Source organism: Kitasatospora sp. NPDC001095, from assembly GCF_053598615.1.
Window position 1 is genome coordinate 35597 of sequence record NZ_JBSFKQ010000051.1, and the last position, 19878, is coordinate 55474.

Sequence of the window (19878 nt, forward strand, 5' to 3'; positions counted from 1 at the left end):
GTCGCTGGTCGGGAGGTCGCGTGGACCGGGAGGGCGACGGAGCGGTCTGCCGCCCGCCTCCGAACGTGCCGCCGGGCCCGTCACCACATGAACTGTCCGCCGTCCACGACGAGCTTCTGTCCCGTCATGTAGGCGCTGTTCGGGCCGACGAGGAACTCCAGGGCGTCCGCGATCTCGTCCGGGTCGGCGATCCGCCGCTGCGGGATCTCGGCGAGCATCCGGCGCCGGGAGTCCGGATCGTTCAGGTTGAACCGTTCGACCAGTTCGTCGGTCTCGGTGTTGCCGGGAATCAGGCAGTTGACCCGGACGCGGGGTGCCAGTTCCAGCGCGAGGCACTTGGTCAGGTGCAGCAGGCCCGCCTTGCTCGCGCAGTAGTTGGCGCCGTTGAGGCGGGGGCGGATGCCCGTGGTGGCACCGACGTTGACGATCGTCGCGTCGGCGCCCGAGGCGACCATCGCCGGGGCGAGCGCGCGGGTCAGGTAGAAGACGCCGGAGAGGTTGGTGTCGATGACCCGCCGCCAGTCGTCGTGGCTCATCTCCAGGAACGGGCGGTCGATGTTCATCCCGGCGTTGTTCACCAGGACCGTCGGCGGCCCGTACCGCGCCAGCACCGCCTCGGCGGCCGCGGCCACCGCGGTCCCGTCGGACAGGTCCACCCGCACGGTGTCCAGCCGGGGGCCCAGCTCCCGCTGCGCCGCGCGCGCGCCTTCCTCGTCGGACCGGTACAGCGCGCTCACCCGGAAGCCCAGCTTCACCAGCCGGCGGCTGAACGCGAGCCCGATGCCGCGGGTGCCGCCGCTGACGACGGCCACCGGGGGCCGGGCCGTCGCGGTCGTCGCTGTTTCCTCTGTCATCGCTCGTCCTGGTTCTCGTCCTGGTTGTGGAACGTGTGAATGGCCGTGGCCAACTGGGGGAGGTGCGCGGGCTCGAGGACCTCGTAGTGGCCGGCGTCGAGGCGGACGACGTCCAGGTGCGGTGCGAGCTCCCGCCAGCGCCGTACGGCGTCCTCCCGGCCGTCCTCGTCGTACGGGGAGCACACGAGGAGCAGCACCCGGCCCGGGTAGGGCGACTCGGCCCGGTAGTCGGCGAGGGCGGCGGCCTGCGCCGCGAGGGTGCGCAGCACCCGGTCGACGGTCCGCGGATCCGCCTTCGGGCCGAGGTCGGCCACCATCCTGTCCGCGATCTCCTCGTCCTCGCCCGGGCCGGGCACCCGGGGCAGTGGAGAACTGTCGATGACCACGAGATCGGGCCGGTGTCCGGCCTCGGCGAGCCTGACGCAGAGCTCCCACGCCACGACGCCGCCGAGCGACCAGCCGACCACCAACCGCGGCGCCGCGGCCGCCGCCCCGACGATGTCGAGGACCGACGCGGCCATCTGCGCGACCGAGGTCTCCGGCTCCTCGTCCGGCATGAGCCCCAGGGGCCGAACGAAGTCCACGGCACGGGACCCGCCGAGCAGCGAGGCCAGGTGCAGGTACGGGGTGAGGCCGCCGCCGGCTCCGGGCAGGATCAGGCAGCCGGGGCGGTCCTTGCCCCGGGCCATCCTGACGAGCCGGCCGGGCGCCGCCGCGGCGGTCATGCCCGGGCCCCGTCCGCGTCGCCGTCCTCTCGGCCGTCCTGCGCGTCCTCGTCCTCCGGGGCGTCCCGCGCGTCCTCGGCCTCCAGGCCGTCCCGCGCGTCCTCGGCCAGGCCCGCGCGGACGAGTTCGGCGAGCGTCGCGATGGTGGGCGAGCGGAAGAACTCGGGCACCGGGACGGCCGTGCCGTACTCCTCCTCGATCTCGGCGAAGGCCGCGAAGATGTTCAGGGAGTGGGCGCCGTAGTCGATCAGGGACCGGTCGCGGGCGATGCCGTCGGTGTCCAGGATCGACGACCAGATGGCGGCCAGCCCGCGCTCCAGCTCGGAGGCGTAGGCGACCGTGGTCGTGGCCGCGCTCGTCCTCCGCTCGGCGATCAGCCGCTCCGCCAGGGTGACCAGGGCGTCCCGGTCGGTCTTGCCGGTGCGCGAGGTCGGGATCCGGTCCGTGTCGAGGATCCAGGACGGCGCCATGTACGACGGCAGCGCCGTGGTGATCCGGGCCTGGACCTCCGCGTGGTCGGGGTCGGCGCCGGGCTCCGCGAGGAGGAAGAGGACCAGTTCGCGGTCGGCTCCGAGCCCGCGCGCCACGGCGACGGACTGCCGGACACCGGGCGCGGCGTTGGCGACCGCCTCGATCTCGCCGAGTTCCACCCGGTACCCGCGGATCTTCGTCTGGCTGTCCTGCCGGCCGAGGAAGACCATCGTCCCGTCGGCGTCGCGCACCACCTGGTCACCGGTGCGGTACATGCGCGCGGTGCCGTCGGCGGAGAACCGGTCGGGCAGGAAGCTCGCCGCGGTCCGCTCCGCGTCGAGGTAGCCGTCCGCGGGGCTGACGCCCCCGAGGTGGAGTTCGCCCGGCACGCCTACGGGTGCGAGGTGGCCCGTCACGTCGACCACGTACGCCACCACACCGGGCAGGGGGCGGCCGATCGGTGCGTGGGCGGGCCAGTCAGGGTCGTCGCCCCGCAGCTCGTGCACCGTGGCGGCGTTCGTCTCGGTCGGGCCGTAGAGGTTGACGAGGACACACGCCGGGTGGGCGGCGAAGAACCGGCGGATCTCGTCGTCGACGAGCAGCTGCTCACCGGAGACGCAGACGCGCCGCAGGTCGGGGAAGCGGGCCGAGGCACGCTGCGCGGCCTGGACGAACGGGCGCAGGGCCGCCACCGGCAGGAAGACGTGGCTGACCCGGGTCTCCTCGACGCGGCGGACCAGCGCCGGGAAGTCCCGCCGGTCGGCGGGCTCGCGGGAGACGACGGTGCCGCCCGAGGCGAGCGTCGGAACGATCTCCTGGAAGGAGACGTCGAAGCCGAGCGGCGCGTACTGGAGGAAGCGCGTCGTCGCGCCGTGCTCCATGGCGGAGATCTGCCACGCCGCCAGGTTCAGCAGCGGCCGGTGGCCCATCACCACCCCCTTGGGGGTGCCGCTGGATCCCGAGGTGAACATCAGGTACACCGCCGAGTCCGCGGAGCCGCCCGAGGCGCGGGGCCCGTCCCCGGGGACGGAGAGTTCGGCCAGGCCGGTGGTGCGCGTCCCGGGGAGGTCCAGGCCGTGGCCGACGACCAGGCGGCAGCCCGCCCGGTCCACCATGTGGGCGAGGCGCTCGGCCGGCAGGCTCGGGTCCAGCGGCAGATAGGTGGCACCGCAGCGCAGGACGGCGAGGATCGCGGTCGTGGCGTCGCACAGCCCGCCCAGGGACAGGCCGACGACCTGCCCCGGCGTGACGCCGTGCCGGGCCAGTCCGTCCGCGGCCCGCTCGGCGGCGGCCAGGAGTCCGCCGTACGTCAGCTCGCGCCCGGGCTCCTCGACGGCGATCGCGTCGGGCGTGCGCCGGGCGGCCCGCTCGATCCACTCGGTGAGACCGCGGGCCGGCGCCGGACCGCCAGCGCCCGCCGACTCGACGGCCGGGTACGGCAGTTCACTGTCGACGAAGAGCTCGGCCAGCGAGCGGGTGCCGTCCTCGAGGGCGCGTCGCAGTGCCGTGCGCAGCGACGCGAGCAGCGCCTCCGCGACCGGCTCCGATATCAGCTGCAGGTCGTACTCGAGCTCCAGCAGCCATCGGCCGTCCACCTTCGTGGCGCCGAGCCACAGGTCGAACTTCGCCGTTCCGTTGCCCGGTTCCCGCACCCCGAGGACGGCGCCGTCCGCGGTGCCTTCGAAGGTGTCCTGCATCGCGAGCATGCAGGAGAACAGGGGGTTGCGGTTGCTGGTGCGGTCCTGCCCGACGTTCGCCACGAGCTGGTTGAGCGTGACGGCGACCCTGGCGCGGCAGTAGTCGACGGCTTCCCGGACGGTCCCGGCGACGTGCTCGTCCACCGTGCGCGACCAGTCCACGTCGACCGTGACGGGCAGGGTGTTGACGAAGAAGCCGCAGAGGTCGTACGCGCGGACGGTGCGCCGGGCCGACAGCGGGCTGCCGATCAGGACGGTGGACACACCGCCGTGCCGGGCGAGGACGGCCCCGTACACGGCGCTGAGCAGGACGAACGGCGTGACGGAGAGCCGCTTGCAGGCCTCCTGGAAGGCGGCCGTCTCCTGCTCGCCGAGCAGCCAGGAGAGGCGCCCACCGGTGAAGTCCGTCTCCTCCGGCCGCCCCGGCCGGGGATTCAGCACCAGCGGCGGGACGTCACGCAGCCGCTCGGCCCAGACCTCGGCCTGCTCGGCCGTCTCCGGCGAGCCGGAGGCCCGGTTCTGCGCCTCGAGCTCCCGGACGAAGGCGGACTCGCGTGCCACCCGCAGCACTTCGACTGCCTCGGCGGTGGGCTTCGAGGTCAGCGCGGACTCCAGGTCACGGACGAGCGGCTCCGCCGAGACGCCGTCCCCGATGAGGTGGTGGCCGCACATCACGAGGACGGCCGCGGAGCCGTCGGTGGCGCGCACGAGCCCGAACCGGTAGGCCGGCCCCGCCGCGAGGTCGAACGGACGCCGTCCGAGCCGCTCCGCCAGGGCCTCGACGGCTTCGGCGTACCCGCCCGGCGCCACCTCCACCCGCTCGCACGGCACCTGCCCCGGCTCCGGCGGCGGGGTGAACCTGGCGTGCATCCGCGGCAGGTGACCGAAGACCTGACGCAGCGCCGGCTGGACCGTGACCAGGACGGTGAGGGCGTCGCCGACGGCGTCGTCCGAGACCCCCGGGTCGAGGTCGAACAGCATGGTCTGGTTGTAGATCTCGCGGGCCGACACCCGGCTGTCGACGACGAGCAGCCCCTTCTGGGGGTCCGTGATGGGGAGCAGGGCGGGGCCCGCCGTGCCGACGGCCGAGTCGTCCTTCAGCATGCGGCACCGGGCTCGTCCGCGCCGGCCGGGAGCAGGCCGGTGAGCCAGACCTTGAGGTCCCCGACGGTCCGTACCTCGACCAGGCCCGCGGCGTCGATCTCCACGTCCTCGTCGGCGACCTCGACGGCGAGGCGCAGGAGCGACAGCGACTCGAGGCCGGCCTCCTGGATCAGCGTGGAGTCGTCGAAGTCTGCCGTGGCATATCGCGCGATCGTCGAATCAAGGTCTGGCGGTGTGGTCAGCACGTTGTCTCCACCTCATGCCGATGGCTCGTACGCCGAGCGCGGGTCCGCTCGTGCAGCAGGCAGCGGTGTGTGCGGCCCGCGAAGAGGCTCCGCCGGGCGCTCGCGCCGCCTGCACGGCCATCATTCCGAGCCGAGTTGTTCGCTCGATGTGCTGTCGATGCGCCTGCCCTGTGAGCACCCGGGGCGGGGACGGAGACCGCGGTGGATCCGCTCACCGCACCCCCGCCGGGCCGAACCCCCGGGTCAGCGCTCGCGCCCCCGGGCCTTCAGCGGCACGTCAGGCAGCTCCGGGGCGGGCAGCCGGTCGCCGGCGCAGCCGTGGACCTCGCCGAAGCGCTCGCCGGCCATCCAGTCGGCGCGGGCCCGGGCGATGTCCTCGGTGGTGCGGCCGATGACGTTCCACCACATGTCACTCGATCCACGGTTCTTCCCAGGCCAGTGGCACGGTGGGCCATCCGCGGTCAGCAAATCGTCAGCATCGGACGGGAGGAGACCGACCGCAGCCGACCGCCGCCATACTCCCGGCACCGCGCGATGGATTGCGGTGATCGTCGCCGCAGCGTGGAAGCCGATCACCGGGTCCGGCCGACCGGAGAGCAGGCTGGCGTAGAGCGGGCGATACCGAATACCAAGCTGCTCTCCTTGCTGCTGGAACCGGTCAGCCAGCTACTGCGCAGCCGGGCTGTTCCCACCTCGCTATGGGACCGGAAGTCCACAGTGCACCACGCACTTGCACCGCCGTCCATCTGCCGGGCGGACGTGAGTTCGGTGAGGTCGTGAGTGCCTCGCTGAGGTAGCTGTCTGCGTCGGAATCCGAGAGGTACCCGACGAGATGCTGGCGGAGTTCGACCGTGTCCTTGCTGAAGTGCAGGTTCGGCCAGCACTCGGGGCCGGGCAAAGCTGGACCAGTCGCTCCACCGTCCAGTCGGCGCCATCGTTGAACACCTCGAAGGTGGGCGAGGAACACGCAGCCGGTCGCGGACGGCGCGATAGGTAGCCAGGGCCGCGCGCGGTGCCAGCACGGTCAGCCCGCCGAGACCCGCCGGGTCGGCCTCCCGGACGGTCTCCGCGATCTGCTCGCCGGGGCCGACGCTGCGGGAGAGCGTCGTCTTCCCTATGCCGCCGACCCCGTAGAGCGTCAGGACGTTGCGGCGCCCCTGCGCTCGGTCCACGACCGGTGAGACATCGGCCTCGTCCAGGGTGCGACTCGGCCCCTCAACCGACCGGCTGAAGGCGGCGACCTCGTCGCCCCGGTCGGTGAAGATCTGTTGCGCCGTGACGGTGGACGACAGCCCGCTCATGAACGCGGCCCGCAGGTTCACCCGGTCCAGTCCCGTCCCCTCCCCGCGTCTGCTCGACGACTTCCTGTCCACAATGCAGCGATGCCCACCTGAAATTGGGCCAGCTCACATTGAGGTGCCACAAGTCGCCCCGGCAGGATGAGAACGCCCAGTTGCTCACGTCTTGTCCTCACGGCAGCCAGCGGGCTGCCTCCTCCCGGGTGACCCGCGTGGCGTCGACGTGCCAGAGCTTGTTCAGCCCATCCCATTGGGCCTTGAGGAGCGATTTGGCCTCGTCCTTCTCCCCGAAAGGGACCATGAGGTAGAGCCGTCCGTTGACGGTGTCCCCGGGCCTGATCCTCGCCGTACCGGTCGCACCGGGCTGAGTGGACTCGGACGAAGCCAGCCCCGCGCTGTTGGTGCTTCCTCCGGCAGCCCGCGGGTTCCACGCAGCCCGCTCCTTGCGGGCCCGGTCCATCACCCGGCTGACGCGTTCGCAGGACGCGGGGTCGGTGAAGCGCATCATCAGATCGGTCGGCCCGCTGCCCGCGAGCAGGTTGAGCGAGCCGTGCCAGAGTACGGTGCTGTCGAGGATGAGGACCTTCTCGTGCATCCGCTCACGGAAGTCCACCTGGCACCCGGCCTCCTCGAGGACGTCGATCTGCTTCTGATGGCGGGCTGCTCCGGCCGCTTCCCGTTGCTCCTCGGGCGAGCGGGTGTGGACGACGACCCGCACACCCTCAGCGGCTCGGGCACCGAGCAGTGCCGACCACCGGCGCACCGGCTGCGGGTCGAGGAAGGCGCAGTAGACCTCGATGCTGGTACGGGCCCGGGCGATGTCCCACTCCACGGCCTTCTGCACCTCGTCGGCCGGGAAGAAGGCCGGCCGCGCCAGTTCTTCCTCGGACAGGGCCGAGAGCTGCGCCGCGTCACGCGTCGGGATCAGCTGGTCGGCCGAGATCACCTGGGCGTGGCTCTCCAGGTGGTCGAGCATGACCCGGGCTTCGCTGTGGACGCTGAGGTGCCTCCGCAGGTGCTCGACGTCGGCGACGACGATGAGGTGGTCCTGGGCCCGGCTGAGCGCGACGTTCAGCAGGCGACAGGTCTGGGAGGAGAGACCGGTCCCGGCGTAGAAGATCCCCGGGTCCTTTCCGGCACCCACGGCGGTGTCGAAGACGACGATCGGGCGCTGACTCCCCTGGAACCGGTGGATGGTGTCGACCAGGCCCTCGTAGTCCTCGCCGAATCGGTACTTCAGGCTTCCCTTCAGCGCCTTGACCTGCGCGCGGTAGGGCGCGATGACCGCAAGCCGGTCGGTCGCCCGCTCCCCCGCACCGACCTCGGCGCTCCCCCACTTGCGGCCGGGGAGCACCCCCTCGTACTGGAGGCCGCGGATCAGCTCGTGGACGACGGCCTCGTTCACGGTGTTGGCCCGGTAATCCGGCCCCGGCATGCGCTGCTTGGAGGTGTCGATGAGGATCACGGGGACGTCGACCAGCGGGTTGGACGGGATCCGGCTGCCCTCGGCGCGACCGGTGGCGAGGGGCGCGTCGGGGTAGGCCACGGCATTGACGAGTCGGCAGATCGGTTCGCGCATGCGGTACTGGGTGTCCAACGCCACCAGGCGCGGGTCCTGGCGAACCGAGCCCCGTTCGCTGACCAGGCCGGCCGCGTGGAAGGCGTCCCGGGCGCCCCAGTGCCGTGCGTGCGCACGCTCGTCCTCCGTGGCCTTACGGTCGCCGTCCCCCTTGGTGACGGCGGGCAACTGCCGGAAGTCGCCCGCCACGACGATCCGCTTGCCCGCCAAGCCCGCTGCCAGCCATGCCGAGGGCAGGTTCACCATGCCCGCTTCGTCCACCACCACGACGTCCACCCGGTCGAGCAGCTTGCGCGACTGGACCGCCTTGGCGACCGTCGTCCCCATGACCCGGCACCGGGACCGTACGGTCTGCTGGATGCGGGCGAGCTGCCGCTCGAGCTCCTGGACGCGCTCCTGCGAGCTGCCCGCCTCGTGGACGAGCGTCGCGTGCGCCGGAAGACCGACGAGTCGGGGCCGGACGCCCTCCAGGCTTCCACTGATCGCGCTGATCCGGGCCGCCAGTTCCTCCGCCTGCTTCCGGGCAGCCGCGCCGACGTACTGGGCGGTGAAGGCGGCCTCGGTGGCCCGGGCGAGATCCTCCCGCAGTGCCGCGAGCTGCTTCTCCTTCCGTCCGGCGAAGAAGCCCTTGGGTTCGCCCACCTCACTGATGGCCAGCCGAAGTCGGGCCACCTCGGCGTCCGCGCGCAGGGCGTCCCGTTCAGCCGCCCCGGCCGAGTCGAGGGCGCCACGGTGGGCCTTCCGGTCCTCGGCGAGTCGCTGCTCCAGCTCCCGGGCTTCGTCGTACAGGGCGATGCCGGCACGGGCCCGCTGCAGAGCCTCCCGCGCCACCCGTACCGCCTCGTCAAGCTGCGCCGAGACCCGACCGGCGATCCGGGCGGGGTCGACGAAGTCTCCGTACCGCTCGCACAGCGACGGCAGTTCGATCTCCCCGGCGCGCTGGACGAGGCCCTCGGCGAAACCCGGCTCGGCCTGCAGGAGATCACAGATCCGCTCCAGGGCCTGGTCGACGGCGACCTTGGTCGGCGCCAGGAACAGGACGTTGTGCCCCTGGCGGACGTTGCCCTCCACTATGTGGCCGACGACGTCGGTCTTCCCCGTTCCCGGCGGCCCCCAGAGGAACAGCGCCTCGCTCGCCAAGGCCTGGGCCACGGCGGCCCGCTGGCGCGGGTTGAGCTTCAGCCCGTGCCAGTCGGCCACCCACCGCTCGGGGTCCGGCACCCGGCCCACCGCCGGTGCCCCACGTCCGACGATCCACCCGGCGCTCTCGATCCGGATGCCGCCGTCGTCCGAACCCGCCGCCTCCAGTCGTTCCGCGAGCACCAGCAGGCCAGCCGAATCGTCCTTCCGCGCCTGCACGTTGCGCGCCCCCGCCGGCAGGCCCTCGGCCAGCACGAGCCTGACCTTGCCGTCCGGCATCGGGGACGCCTCGCCGGGGATCCAGGCGCCGCGCGCCTGGGAGGGGCGCACCAGGACGGAGCTGCCGTCGAAGGACGCCGGCCACCGGCGGCAGCCGAAGAGGTATTCGTACCGCCCCTCCGCTACGGAAACCTGCCGCCCGCCGGACAGTGCCGCCTTCTCCGCGTCCTTGGCGTCATCGCGACGTTCCGCCCTGATCTCCGCCCGCACGGCGGCCAGGAGTTCGGGAACCGGGTAGGGCTGCTCGGCCTGCGTCATAGATGTGCCCCCCATGGCATGCGCATAGTGTTCGGACCACTGTACGGAGCGCGACCGACAGTGGGGCGGGATTCCACCAAGCCCCTTGAAGCGCTGCGGTCATGTGCGTCAACCGTACAGAGAGTACTGGCCTGTGTACGTCGCCAACACAGATGGCACACCCCTGGAAACCCACTGCGCGTGTACAGTGGCCGGATGAAGGACGACACGCGCCAGGCCCCTGATCCGCTGATCACCGGCGCCGAGATCGCCCGGCTGGCCGGAGTGACCCGAGCCGCGGTTTCCAACTGGCGGCGCCGCCACGAGGACTTTCCGGCACCTGCCGGGGGCGGGCCGACCAGTCCCCTCTTCAACCTCGCCGACGTGAACGCCTGGCTCGCCAAACAGCGCAAGGGACACGAGGTCTCCGACGAAGTGCGGCTGTGGCAGTCCCTGCGCAGTGAGTTCGGGGACGACATCGTCCAAGGCCTGACCGCCATCGCCCGACTGCTCACGGACGGTACGCCCGCACCCCGCCTCGGAGCGGAGGTCGCCCGGCAAGCGCTGGACACCGCGCGGAGCACGTCCGAAGCCGAACTGCTGGACGCTCTCATCGAACGCTTCGTCGATGTCACCCGTCGTACGGGCTCCGACCAGGTGTCCTCGCCGCGCCTCGTGCGAGCGGTGCGGCACTTCGCGGGCCCGATCCCGGACACCGCGACCGTCCTGGACCCGGCCTGCGGGATCGGCACCCTGCTCCTCTCCGTCGGTCCGACGACCGGCCCGGCCCGGTACGGGCAGGAGATCGACGCCGCGATGGCCGACTTCGCCCGGCTCCGCGCCGGCCTCAGCGGCCACACCCGCACGGAGGTCCGGGCCGGGGACTCACTGCGCGACGACGAGTGGCCGGATCTCAAGGCGGACCTGGTCGTCTGCGATCCGCCGGTGGCCTCGCCCGACTGGGGCCGTGAGGACCTCCTCCTCGACTCCCGGTGGGAACTCGGCACACCCTCACGTGCCGAGAGCGAGCTCGCCTGGCTCCAGCACTCGTACGCCCACACGGCTCCCGGGGGCAAGGCCGTCATGGTGATGCCGGCCTCCGTCGCCTACCGGAAGGCGGGCCGCCGGATCCGTGCGGAACTCGTCCGGCGGGGCATCCTCACCCAGGTCGTCGCCCTTCCGGCAGGAACCGCCGCGGGGCATTCCCTCCCGGTCCACCTGTGGATCCTGGTACGACCCGACGGCCACGCCGTACGGACCGTCCGCATGGTGGACCTCACCGCGAACGCGCCGGACGGCCCCCTCTCCCCCGAGCCCGGCCAGATCGTCGACGTCCCGCTCATCGACCTCCTGGACGACACCGTCGACCTCACACCGGGCAGCCACCTCGGCAGCGTCAACCGGGACTACCTCGCCGAGTACACAGCCCTCCGCGACCAGCTGAGGGAACAACTCCGCACCCTGGACGCGCTGCTGCCCCATCTCGCCGCCGGAGGCGGGCCGGGCACGCTGGACACCGCGTCGGTCAGCGTCGCCGACCTCGCCCGCGCCGGACTCGTCGAGTACGCCGAGGGCGAGCCGATCTCCGTCAGCGAACACCTGGACACCGACTACCTGCACGGATTCCTCGTCAGCTCCGGCAACAGGCGCCGTTCCACCAGCAGCACCGGCACCTTCCGCGCCGACACCCGGGGCGCCCGCATTCCCCAGATGGGCATCGAGGCCCAACGCAGCTACGGGGCGGCCTTCCGCGCGCTCCAGGAAGTCGAGACGTGCACCCGCCGGCTCACGCAGCTCAGCGAGCAGGCGACCGCGCTCGCCCGTGAAGGCCTCACCAACGGCGCGCTGAACCCCCCTGCCGGAGGAGCCTGACCCTCCCGCTACCCGTAGGAGGGCAGGAAGCTGCTCGGAGTCCCGCTCCACGAGACGGCAAGTGCTTCCCGCGCGCGGGTGCACGCCACGAAGAGCAGGCACCGTTCGCGCAGCAGGTCCGTCTCGTGCTGCGACTCGTCGACCTCGGCCGGGGTGATCTCCCGCGCGAACGGCACGGCACTCGCGCCCACCCCGAGGACGGCCACCGCGCGGAACTCGAGTCCCTTCATGGCGTGCATGGTGGCCAGCCGCACGCCGTCCGTGTCCGGCGCCGGGTTGTCCTTGACCCGCACCACGGGCACCCCACTGGCGACCAGCCTGTCGCGGGCCTTGTCGAGCAGCACGTTGAAGCGACTCGCGACCCCGATGTCCGCGGGACGGATCCCCTGGGCGATCCATCCCTCGATCCGCTCCACCGCCGCGGCGATCTCCGCCTGCTCGGAGTCGTGGCCCGCCACATGGGGCCTGCGGCCGCGGAGCAGCGAACGGTATCCGGCGAGACTGTCCTCGCCGTCGCCGCCCAGGTCCTCCACCGCGACGGCCCCGATGATCCCGGTCGACCAGGCGAGGATCTCCTCCGTGCTGCGGTAGTTGATGCGCAGCCGGCTGGTGCGCCCCTTCACCTGGATCCCCAACGAGCTCAGCGAGACCCGCGAGTCGTAGATCCGCTGGTGCGGGTCGCCGGTGATGAACAGGTCGTCCGGGCCCGACGCGACGGCCGCCCGCAGCACCCGCCACTGTGCGGGGTGGAGGTCCTGGGCCTCGTCGACGACGACGTGGTCGTAGCGTGCCGCCGCCCCGGCGAGGGCCCTTGCCGCCTGCGCGCACACCTGGAGGTGGGTGACCGCCCTTCGCGACTTCAGCTCGGCCTCGAACATCTCCACCGCCGGCCACAGCACCCTGCGGCGCGCCGTCAGCAGCGACCTGCCGCGCCCCGGCCGGTCGGAGGCGAGGTAGTCGTCGAGCGTGCGCAGGTCGTGGGCGAGGACCACGTGCCGGTACTCCTGCGCCAGGAACTGCTCGGTCCACGGGAGGTCCAGGCGCTTGCGGACCCGCTGCCAGACCTGCCGCTCCTCGGAGTCCGTGATGACCGCGGGCACGCGTCCCACGAGTTCGCCGAGCGCCCGGTGCGCGAGGGCGTTCACGGTGGTCACGTCCACCCGCGCGAGCTGCTCGTCGTCGCCGTCGAGGAGCAGCGCCAGATTCTCCCGCAGGGTCGCGGCCAGCGCGTTGGTGTAGGTGGTGAGCAGGACGCGGGTGTCGGGCGCCCGGGACAGCAGGTGCTTCACCCGGTGCAGGGCCACGACCGTCTTGCCCGTACCGGGGCCACCGGTGACCTGGACGGGCCCGCGGTAGGAGGCGCGGTAGGCGACCCGCCGCTGCGAGGGGTGCAGGAAGACCCGCCAGGCGGCGAACGGCTTTTCCAGGACGTCGGCCAGCTCGTCCGGGCTCGTGACCAGGGTGATCCGGCTCGCGGTGTTCGCGATGGCCACGGCCAGGCTCTGGTCGGACTCCGGCACGGGGCTCGCGGGGCGCCGTTCGACCACGACGTCCCGGTACACCTCGTGCGGCTTGAAGCCCTCCGCCAGGAACTGCAGGACCTCGAACTGGTCCTCCGGCAGGAGCGTGCCGAAAGCCTCCAGCTGCGGCCGGTCGACCACGGTCCGTACGGCGCGCAGCACCTGGTCGTCGATGCCGAGATCGCGCAGCACCGTGTCGGAGTGCTCCGCGAACAGCAGCGTCGGTGCCGTCGTCGCCGCCTTCTCCAGGGCGGGGGTCAGCTGCTCGATGGCGACGACGTTGCGGACTTCCAGGGCGCGGGTGGCGGTGTTGACGGTGTAGAGCCGCTTGGCCGCCCAGCTGTACGCGTCGTCGTGCGGCACGACGTTGATGAGCAGGAAGACGTCACTGCCGTCGTCGGGTGCGAGGACGACGCCACGCCAGAAGTCGTTGATCCTGATCGTCCGCATCCGCGGATCGCGCGCCTTGTCGACGGACTCCAGGTGCAGGCCCTTGTCCGCGTGCAGCTCGGGCACCGTGAGCTGCTGGAACTTCTGCATCGCCTTCCGGACACCGGCTTTGACCGGCTTCTCCAGTACGTCGTAGCTCTCCCAGAAGCTGTGCGCGAACGCGAGCTGCGGCACCGGCTACTCCCTACCCCCAGGCGGCTTTTCCGGTCGTGATCATACCGTCGCCCCTGAGGCCATCCGCCGGGCGAGGGAACGGATTTCACCGAGCAGATCAGCCGGTCCCCGATCGAGGTCCAGCGCGTGTTGGTGGATGACGATGCCCGCGTGCCGCACCCGGTGGGCGGTGTGCGGGGCATTGCCCTTGGCGTAGACGAGGTGCCCCTCCCGCAGACTGAGGGCCGTGCAGTACGCCAGCATCTGGTAGAGGTCGCCGTCGGGGTACCCGCCCGACTTCTCCGCCTTGTACTTGGCGTCGGCCACGGCCTGCGGGGTGCCCTCCGGGCCGTACAGGACGAAGTCGGGCTTCATCCGGATCTCGCCGGCCTCGTCGAGGTGGTGCGGATCCTGGAGCCGGCAGCTGCGGTCCGCCCCGCGGAACGCCTCACGCAGGGCGACCGTCGCGAAGTCCTCGAAGAGCCTGTTCATGTTGAACAGGAAGCCGTCGATGCGCAGTTCGCCACTGGTGTGCTCGGGTGACGAACCGTCGAGGAGCACGCCGGCCAGGTGGAGCGCGTGCTGGTAGCGGGCGTTGAGACGGGTCGCGTGCCAGGTCGGGAGCGCCTGGCCGCGCACGAGCGGGGAGACCTCGGCGAGGCGCACCCGCTGGTGCAGCAGGCGGCGGCGTACGTCCTGGGGCACGCCGGGCAGCCGGAGCAGGCGTTCGACGGCGGCACGCAGGATGCGGTTCTCCGCGATGTCGGTGGTGAACTCGTCGTACGCGACCTCCACGGGCAGGGCGGCGCCGAACCGGCGGCGTATCTGCTCCGCCTCGCGGATCCGGCCGCGGACCACCAGGGCGGTGTCCTCGACGGTCCGGTAGCCCTGGAGGAGGCCCTGGCGCAGCGCCCGGTCCACCTGGCGTTCCACGGCGTGGGCGAGGGCCGGCAACACCTCGCGGTGGTCGTCGACCTCGACCTGGCCCTCGCGCCAGCCGTGCGGGTCGAGGCTGTACCCGATGAGGAAGAAGAGACGGGTGATCGGCACCTTGGGGGTGATCCGTACGGTGACCGGATCACCCCCCGGGACGGCCACGCTCACGGCACCGACCTTGCTGCCGGCCCGCAGTGTCCAGTGTCCCATCCGGTACGGATCAGGGGCTGCGGTGTCGAGGACGCGGGAGGCCGCGATGGCCCGGCCGGCGGCGTCCGGGAGGGGAACGGACACCGCCTGGGCGTGCTCGGTCAGGTGGACGACGGTCACGACTCGGCCTGGGACTGGTCGTCCCACACGATGTCGCCTGGCTGCATGACGAACCTGGAGCGCTTCGCGGCCACTTCGGCTTGCAGCGCTTCCAAGCCGTACCGCTTCTCGACGTCGACGCCTTCGCCGTAGTGGTGTTCCTCCAGCAGGGGGAGGATCTTGGTCCGCCAGGTGCGGTCCAGGCCGCCCTCCCGGTACACACCCGGCTTCATCAGGTACGAGGGGCCGATCCGGAAGTCCGGTTCGTCGATCCGGGCGTTGAGCGCGTCCAGCAGGTCCGCCGGTCCGCTGTCACGCTCGTTCGTCGCGAGCCAGCGCCGCAGCAGGCCGCTGGTCGGCTCCGTCCTCGGCGACAGTTCGACGAACGCGAACCGGCGCCGCATCGCCGCGTCGACCAGGGCGATGGAGCGGTCGGCGGTGTTCATGGTGCCGATGATGAACAGGTTCGGCGGGAGGGCGAAGTCGTCGCCGGAGTAGGTGAGCCGGACGGCCTTGTTGCGGTACTCCAGGAGGAAGTACAGCTCACCGAAGACCTTCGCCAGGTTGGCGCGGTTGATCTCGTCGATGATCAGGAAGTGCGGCACATGGCGGTTGCCCTCGCGGGAGGCGAGGTCGGCGAGTTCGCGCAGCGGGCCGGCGGTGAGACGGAAGGCGACCTCACGGGTCTCCGGGTCCTCCTTGGGGCGGAAGCCCTCGAAGAAGTCCTCGTAGGCGTAGGAGGGATGGAACTGGACCAGCTTGACCTGCTCGGGGCCGCCGCCCAGGAACTCCGCGAGCTTCTGCGCAAGGTACGTCTTACCAGTGCCCGGCGGGCCGTAGAGCACCAACTGGCGCTCGTCCCACAGGAGATCGCGGACCTCCTGGAGCCACTTCACGTCGTGGACGAGCAGGTCTTCAGCGAGTTCGGGGGTGGGCTCGGGCAGGGCCAGTTCGCGCCGGGCGATGAGGATCTCCACGCTCGGGTCACGCTCTATGGCCTCGGCCTCCTCCTCCAGCTCCTGGTCGCTCAGCCCGAGCCCCTTGATCAGGGCCTGCACGGACGTGAGGTCCACGACGTCGTGCTGCACCGAGACCTTCTGCTGAAGCTCCTCGGGCAGGTCCGAGTAGGGGAACCCCTCGCTCTGCCACTCCACCGGTCGGCGCAGGTTGGACCGCCCGTCCTCCGAGGACGTCTGCTCCACCGGCCCGGTCACCTCGCCGACGTACAGCAGCCCGCCGGAGATGGTGCACACCGTGTCGCCGGGCTTGATCCGGGAGAGGAAGGCGTGCAGGTCCTCGACGAGGTCCTGCTTCTGGCTGTACGTCGCCGTGGCCTCGTAGTCGTCCCGGACGAACGTGCTCAGCTGCTCCTTGCTCGTACCCTGCCCGACGCCCTGCCGCAGCCGGGACGCGGCGAGGGTGACCCGGCCCTCGGGCAGCCAGAGCCGCTGGACGAGGTCGAGGCCGGAAACGTTCGAACCGCGGACCAGCCAGGCACGGTTGGGCCCGGCCCAGACGCCCGGCATGAACTCCGACAGCGGCCGGTCGTCCGTCGTCCGCCACCGCGTCCAGCCGTTGGCCGAGCGTCCCATCAGCACTTCGGCGGCGGCGGAGGGCGAACCGAACTCCACGTCCTCGGCCAGTTCGAGATGCCCGGGCCAGCGGTCGGACAGCCGCAACGTGCCCTCAGAGATCAGTTGCGCCCGCAGGCGGCTGGAGGACGCCCTGCGCTCCGAGTAGGACGGCACGACCTGGCCGCGTGCCGGCGCCCCCGCGTACACCAGGAACTTCTGACTGCCGTTGCTGCCCTTCTCCGGCAGCAGCCGCCCGCGCGCGACCGGCCCGCCGGCGGGCAACCGCAACTCGAACTCCTGGAACTTGTCGTCCACGCCCCGCTCCCGCCCCTCACCCTCGAAGATCCTGTACGCACCATAGGGCCTGCCACTGACAAGTAGCTCCCCACCCCCTCGCAGCGGGTCAGCGATCCAGCGGGCCGCGCGCCGGGGCCCAGCTCGCCTTGTCGATGACGACCTCCCTGGCAAGGTCGTTGCAGGCGTAGGGACGGCGGCTGCCGGGATCGATCGCAAAGACGAACGCCTTCGCCTGGTCCGCGAAGGCGAGCGCGGGTCGGGTGGCGGAGCTCTCCGAGAGGACCATCAGCCGTCGGCCCTCCATAGCCGCGACGCCGAACAACCGCTGCATGTCCCCGAGGCCCAAGCTCTTCGACCGCTTCCACCACTCGATGCGGAAGGTTTCCGACTCGAGTCGGGTGCCGGCGCTATCCGGTACGACGTCCGCGAATCCCATCTTGGCCAGCTCATGTACGGCCTCCTCGACCGGCGTCGAAGGCTCTGGCCTGGCCTCCACAGTGGGGACACGGGGAAGGCGGGCCAGATCCACGACAAGTCCCGCGAGTTTCGCCCGGTCCACACGACCGCGCTCAACCCCCGGGACGACGGACGGTTCGCCAAGGAGGAGGCCTCCCAAATCAAGCCGCTGCCAGGCCCTGCCTGCATCGGCCCGAACATCGGCAATCCATCCGGACAACGGCTTGTGGGAGACCCTGATCAAACATCCCAACCCCTGAACGAGCAGGAAGTCCCCTCGGTCACTCCCGAAGTACTCGGCCTTCGTTCCCCGCTCAACCTTCACCGCGCGACACCTGTTCTGCGCCACGGCCATGAGCACCTCTGCTCCGCGGGCCGCCAGCTCGTCCGCGAGCGCCACGATCTCGCCTGTCTCGGGCTCGTCCCACCGCCAAGGGCTCTGCTCTTCGTCGTGTTCGAGCTCGGCGACGGCCCTGGCGTGGAGGGCATCCACCAGGACGTCCGTGTCGGTCAGGCCCCACCAGATGCGAGGCGGCTTGGAGATGCCCGGCCCCACGACTGCCCACACCGGAGTGTGGTCGTACGGCTTGTCGAAACGCACCTGGGCGAGGGCTACGGACTGTCCCCTGGTCAGCGGCACCGACAGGTACAACGCGGGTTCGTTCGGCGTCTGCAGACGGTCGGCGAGATCGGGATGCCGCGTACGGAACCTCTCGCCGAGTGCCTGATGCATGAAGAAGTTCCCGGCCGCCGCAAGCATGTCGCTCGTAGGGAAGCCCACAGAGGCCCCACTTCCTGTTGTGTCGTCAGTACCGTGCACGCCGAGTTGGATGCTATCGACACGCACCGACACCGTCGACAGTCGAACTCAGGCGGCTTCGGCCCGGTCCAACGCGGCTGCGCCCGGCTGCTCGAGCCAGACCAGCCGCGCGGTGATCCCCGACCGCCCAGCGAAGTGACGCAGGGCCCGTTCGGGCGACGCGAGGGTCATCCGCATCCGCCCGTCAACGCCGATCACGTGCGCCGGCCCGTCACAATCGGCGATTCCCCAGGCCACGACCCACCCGTCAGCGTCCTCGCTCCCGTCGCCGCACACCTGCACAACGGCGAACAGTCTGGGCGCGGTGTCGAGCACGAGCCCGCACAACTCCTGGTCGAACAGTGAGCGAGGGTTTTGCGAGGGCGCAGCAGCCATGAAAATCTCCTATCCGAAGGGGAGTTGGACGCCGCGCCACCACAGGTAGCTGCTGTCCTGACACTCAATCAAAGGTAGCCAGTCGGTAGTATGTAGTCCATCACCTTTGGGGAATCCATTGCACTACCACTCCAAAGAGTGAGTGTCGCCAGCCACAGCGAGCGAGGGGAAGGAGACAGCGAATGCCGCCCAGCAAGATCCCACCGAGCATCCGGCAGCGGCGACTCGGCACAGAGTTGCGTCGGTTGCGCGAGAAGGCAGGGCTGTCGGTCACACGAGCCGGGGAGCTCCACGGCACCCAGCAATCCCGCATCAGCAACATCGAATCCGGGGGATACCCGGTGAGTGCGGACCGGGTACGAGCCCTCGCCCGCCTCTACGGCTGCTCGGACGACGCCCTGATCGACGCGCTGACCCGCATGACCGGCGGCCGCACCCGGGGGTGGTGGGAGGAATACCGCGAGATCCTTCCGGCCGGAGCGCTCGACCTTGCGGAAGTCGAGCACCATGCGCAATCGATGCGGATCGCCTCAGTGGTTCACATCCCTGGACTTCTACAGACCCCTGAGCACGCTCGCGCGCTCTTCCGGGATGTGGTCCCGGCCTTGTCTCCACCCGAGGTGGAACACCTTGTTTCTCATCGCATCAAGCGACAGGCTGTGCTCTACCGTGAGCAGCCGATCCCGCTGTCAGCCATCGTCCATGAGACCGCCTTGCGCATGGGCTTCGGCGGTCCGGAGGTTGCTCGTGGTCAGCTGGAATACCTGCTGACCACGAGCGAGCACCCTCACATTGACCTGCGGGTGATCCCGTTCGGCACCGGCAGTTACCCCAGTTCCGGCGCCGGGATCGTGTACTTCGCCGCCGAGGTGGCGCGGTTGGACAGCGTCCAGGTCGATGGGGACCGGTTCGAGTTCATTGACACCGAGCCGCAGCTGATCAAGTATCGAGCCGTGTTGGATCGGCTGGAGGCCAGTGCACTCAAGCCCGACGCGTCCCGCGACCTGATCCGCCGTATCGCCCAAAGCATTTGAGACGGGAGCAACCATGGCCGTTCAGCGCTGGCAGAAGTCCTCCTTCAGCGGCGACACCGCCAACTGCATCTACCTTGCAGCAGCCCCCGACAACGCCGTCAACATCCGGGAGAGCGACGACCCCGACACCATCATCACCACCACGCATGACAGGCTTCGCACCCTCCTGCTCGGTGTCAAGGCGGGAGAATTCGACCACCTGACAAGGTAGTTCACCCCGGCCGGGCATCAGCCTGCCGCCGGCCGGCACGCGGCAATCTGCCTCGGGTCGGTCGACTCCGCGCGCTCGGCCTCCCAGCTGCGGGGCCTGCGCGAGAAACTGCTCCCGCACACCGCCCATCCGGCCGTCCGTGACTTCCTAGTGCCGCATCAGGCAACGTTCGCCCTGGTGACGACTTCGCGTAGCCGCTGATCGGCGGCGTGCTTGTTCCGCCAGATGATGTAGCGGCGGAT

The 19878-nt window shown here is 70.9% G+C and carries 14 protein-coding genes and 1 pseudogene; 3 read left to right on the top strand and 12 right to left on the bottom strand.

Features of this window, described 5'->3' with window-relative positions; genetic code table 11:
• Positions 1 to 80: 80 nt before the first annotated feature.
• From ACWDBB_RS30060 to ACWDBB_RS30085, 6 genes are all read right to left on the bottom strand, one after another.
• On the bottom strand, positions 81 to 854 hold the full coding sequence (locus tag ACWDBB_RS30060) for an SDR family NAD(P)-dependent oxidoreductase (protein ID WP_449792563.1): 774 nt from the start codon (positions 852 to 854) through the stop codon (positions 81 to 83).
• Entirely contained in the window at positions 851 to 1579 is a 729-nt protein-coding gene (locus ACWDBB_RS30065) for an alpha/beta fold hydrolase (RefSeq protein WP_449792564.1), read from the bottom strand. The genes ACWDBB_RS30060 and ACWDBB_RS30065 overlap by 4 nt, the downstream gene beginning before the upstream one ends.
• Positions 1576 to 4851 (bottom strand): non-ribosomal peptide synthetase, encoded by a 3276-nt coding sequence (locus ACWDBB_RS30070; RefSeq protein ID WP_449792565.1) that lies wholly within the window; start codon positions 4849 to 4851, stop codon positions 1576 to 1578. The genes ACWDBB_RS30065 and ACWDBB_RS30070 overlap by 4 nt, the downstream gene beginning before the upstream one ends.
• Positions 4845 to 5096 (bottom strand): phosphopantetheine-binding protein, encoded by a 252-nt coding sequence (locus tag ACWDBB_RS30075; RefSeq protein ID WP_449792566.1) that lies wholly within the window; start codon positions 5094 to 5096, stop codon positions 4845 to 4847. The genes ACWDBB_RS30070 and ACWDBB_RS30075 overlap by 7 nt, the downstream gene beginning before the upstream one ends.
• Positions 5097 to 5339: 243 nt before the next feature.
• Positions 5340 to 5504 (bottom strand): hypothetical protein, encoded by a 165-nt coding sequence (locus ACWDBB_RS30080; RefSeq protein WP_449792567.1) that lies wholly within the window; start codon positions 5502 to 5504, stop codon positions 5340 to 5342.
• A 1062-nt stretch (positions 5505 to 6566) separates the two neighbouring features.
• The gene (locus ACWDBB_RS30085; RefSeq protein ID WP_449792568.1) at positions 6567 to 9665 is read right to left on the bottom strand and encodes an AAA domain-containing protein; all 3099 of its coding nucleotides are present in this window, start codon (positions 9663 to 9665) and stop codon (positions 6567 to 6569) included.
• Between the two features lie 180 nt (positions 9666 to 9845).
• On the opposite strand from ACWDBB_RS30085, the gene ACWDBB_RS30090 reads away from it, so the two are divergent.
• On the top strand, positions 9846 to 11501 hold the full coding sequence (locus ACWDBB_RS30090) for an N-6 DNA methylase (RefSeq protein WP_449792569.1): 1656 nt from the start codon (positions 9846 to 9848) through the stop codon (positions 11499 to 11501).
• 8 nt (positions 11502 to 11509) lie between these two features.
• Here ACWDBB_RS30090 and ACWDBB_RS30095 read toward each other — a convergent pair whose 3' ends face one another.
• The 5 genes from ACWDBB_RS30095 to ACWDBB_RS30115 form a co-directional block, all read right to left on the bottom strand.
• The gene (locus ACWDBB_RS30095) at positions 11510 to 13645 is read right to left on the bottom strand and encodes a UvrD-helicase domain-containing protein (RefSeq protein WP_449792570.1); all 2136 of its coding nucleotides are present in this window, start codon (positions 13643 to 13645) and stop codon (positions 11510 to 11512) included.
• A 39-nt stretch (positions 13646 to 13684) separates the two neighbouring features.
• On the bottom strand, positions 13685 to 14890 hold the full coding sequence (locus tag ACWDBB_RS30100; RefSeq protein ID WP_449792571.1) for an McrC family protein: 1206 nt from the start codon (positions 14888 to 14890) through the stop codon (positions 13685 to 13687).
• Complete coding sequence (locus ACWDBB_RS30105; RefSeq protein WP_449792572.1) at positions 14887 to 16758, bottom strand: DUF4357 domain-containing protein; 1872 nt, start codon at positions 16756 to 16758, stop codon at positions 14887 to 14889. The genes ACWDBB_RS30100 and ACWDBB_RS30105 overlap by 4 nt, the downstream gene beginning before the upstream one ends.
• A gap of 88 nt (positions 16759 to 16846) precedes the next feature.
• On the bottom strand, positions 16847 to 18016 hold the full coding sequence (locus ACWDBB_RS30110) for a hypothetical protein (RefSeq protein ID WP_449792573.1): 1170 nt from the start codon (positions 18014 to 18016) through the stop codon (positions 16847 to 16849).
• A gap of 48 nt (positions 18017 to 18064) precedes the next feature.
• The gene (locus ACWDBB_RS30115; protein WP_449792574.1) at positions 18065 to 18391 is read right to left on the bottom strand and encodes a hypothetical protein; all 327 of its coding nucleotides are present in this window, start codon (positions 18389 to 18391) and stop codon (positions 18065 to 18067) included.
• A gap of 182 nt (positions 18392 to 18573) precedes the next feature.
• On the opposite strand from ACWDBB_RS30115, the gene ACWDBB_RS30120 reads away from it, so the two are divergent.
• Positions 18574 to 19425 carry a helix-turn-helix domain-containing protein gene (locus ACWDBB_RS30120; protein WP_449792575.1) on the top strand — a complete coding sequence of 284 codons (852 nt, stop codon included), beginning with the start codon at positions 18574 to 18576 and terminating at the stop codon, positions 19423 to 19425.
• A 13-nt stretch (positions 19426 to 19438) separates the two neighbouring features.
• Complete coding sequence (locus ACWDBB_RS30125; protein ID WP_449792576.1) at positions 19439 to 19636, top strand: DUF397 domain-containing protein; 198 nt, start codon at positions 19439 to 19441, stop codon at positions 19634 to 19636.
• 158 nt (positions 19637 to 19794) lie between these two features.
• Here the strand turns inward: ACWDBB_RS30125 and ACWDBB_RS30130 are convergent.
• A pseudogene (locus ACWDBB_RS30130) lies at positions 19795 to 19878 on the bottom strand (transposase); the annotation flags it as partial.

What these genes read in the sequence shown, in the direction of transcription:
- ACWDBB_RS30060 (WP_449792563.1), bottom strand. Translation starts at nt 854, where the DNA reads ATGACAGAGGAAACAGCGACGACCGCGACGGCCCGGCCCCCGGTGGCC.
- ACWDBB_RS30065 (WP_449792564.1), bottom strand. Translation starts at nt 1,579, where the DNA reads ATGACCGCCGCGGCGGCGCCCGGCCGGCTCGTCAGGATGGCCCGGGGC.
- ACWDBB_RS30070 (WP_449792565.1), bottom strand. Translation starts at nt 4,851, where the DNA reads ATGCTGAAGGACGACTCGGCCGTCGGCACGGCGGGCCCCGCCCTGCTC.
- ACWDBB_RS30080 (WP_449792567.1), bottom strand. Translation starts at nt 5,504, where the DNA reads ATGTGGTGGAACGTCATCGGCCGCACCACCGAGGACATCGCCCGGGCC.
- ACWDBB_RS30085 (WP_449792568.1), bottom strand. Translation starts at nt 9,665, where the DNA reads ATGGGGGGCACATCTATGACGCAGGCCGAGCAGCCCTACCCGGTTCCC.
- ACWDBB_RS30090 (WP_449792569.1), top strand. Translation starts at nt 9,846, where the DNA reads ATGAAGGACGACACGCGCCAGGCCCCTGATCCGCTGATCACCGGCGCC.
- ACWDBB_RS30115 (WP_449792574.1), bottom strand. Translation starts at nt 18,391, where the DNA reads ATGGCTGCTGCGCCCTCGCAAAACCCTCGCTCACTGTTCGACCAGGAG.
- ACWDBB_RS30120 (WP_449792575.1), top strand. Translation starts at nt 18,574, where the DNA reads ATGCCGCCCAGCAAGATCCCACCGAGCATCCGGCAGCGGCGACTCGGC.
- ACWDBB_RS30125 (WP_449792576.1), top strand. Translation starts at nt 19,439, where the DNA reads ATGGCCGTTCAGCGCTGGCAGAAGTCCTCCTTCAGCGGCGACACCGCC.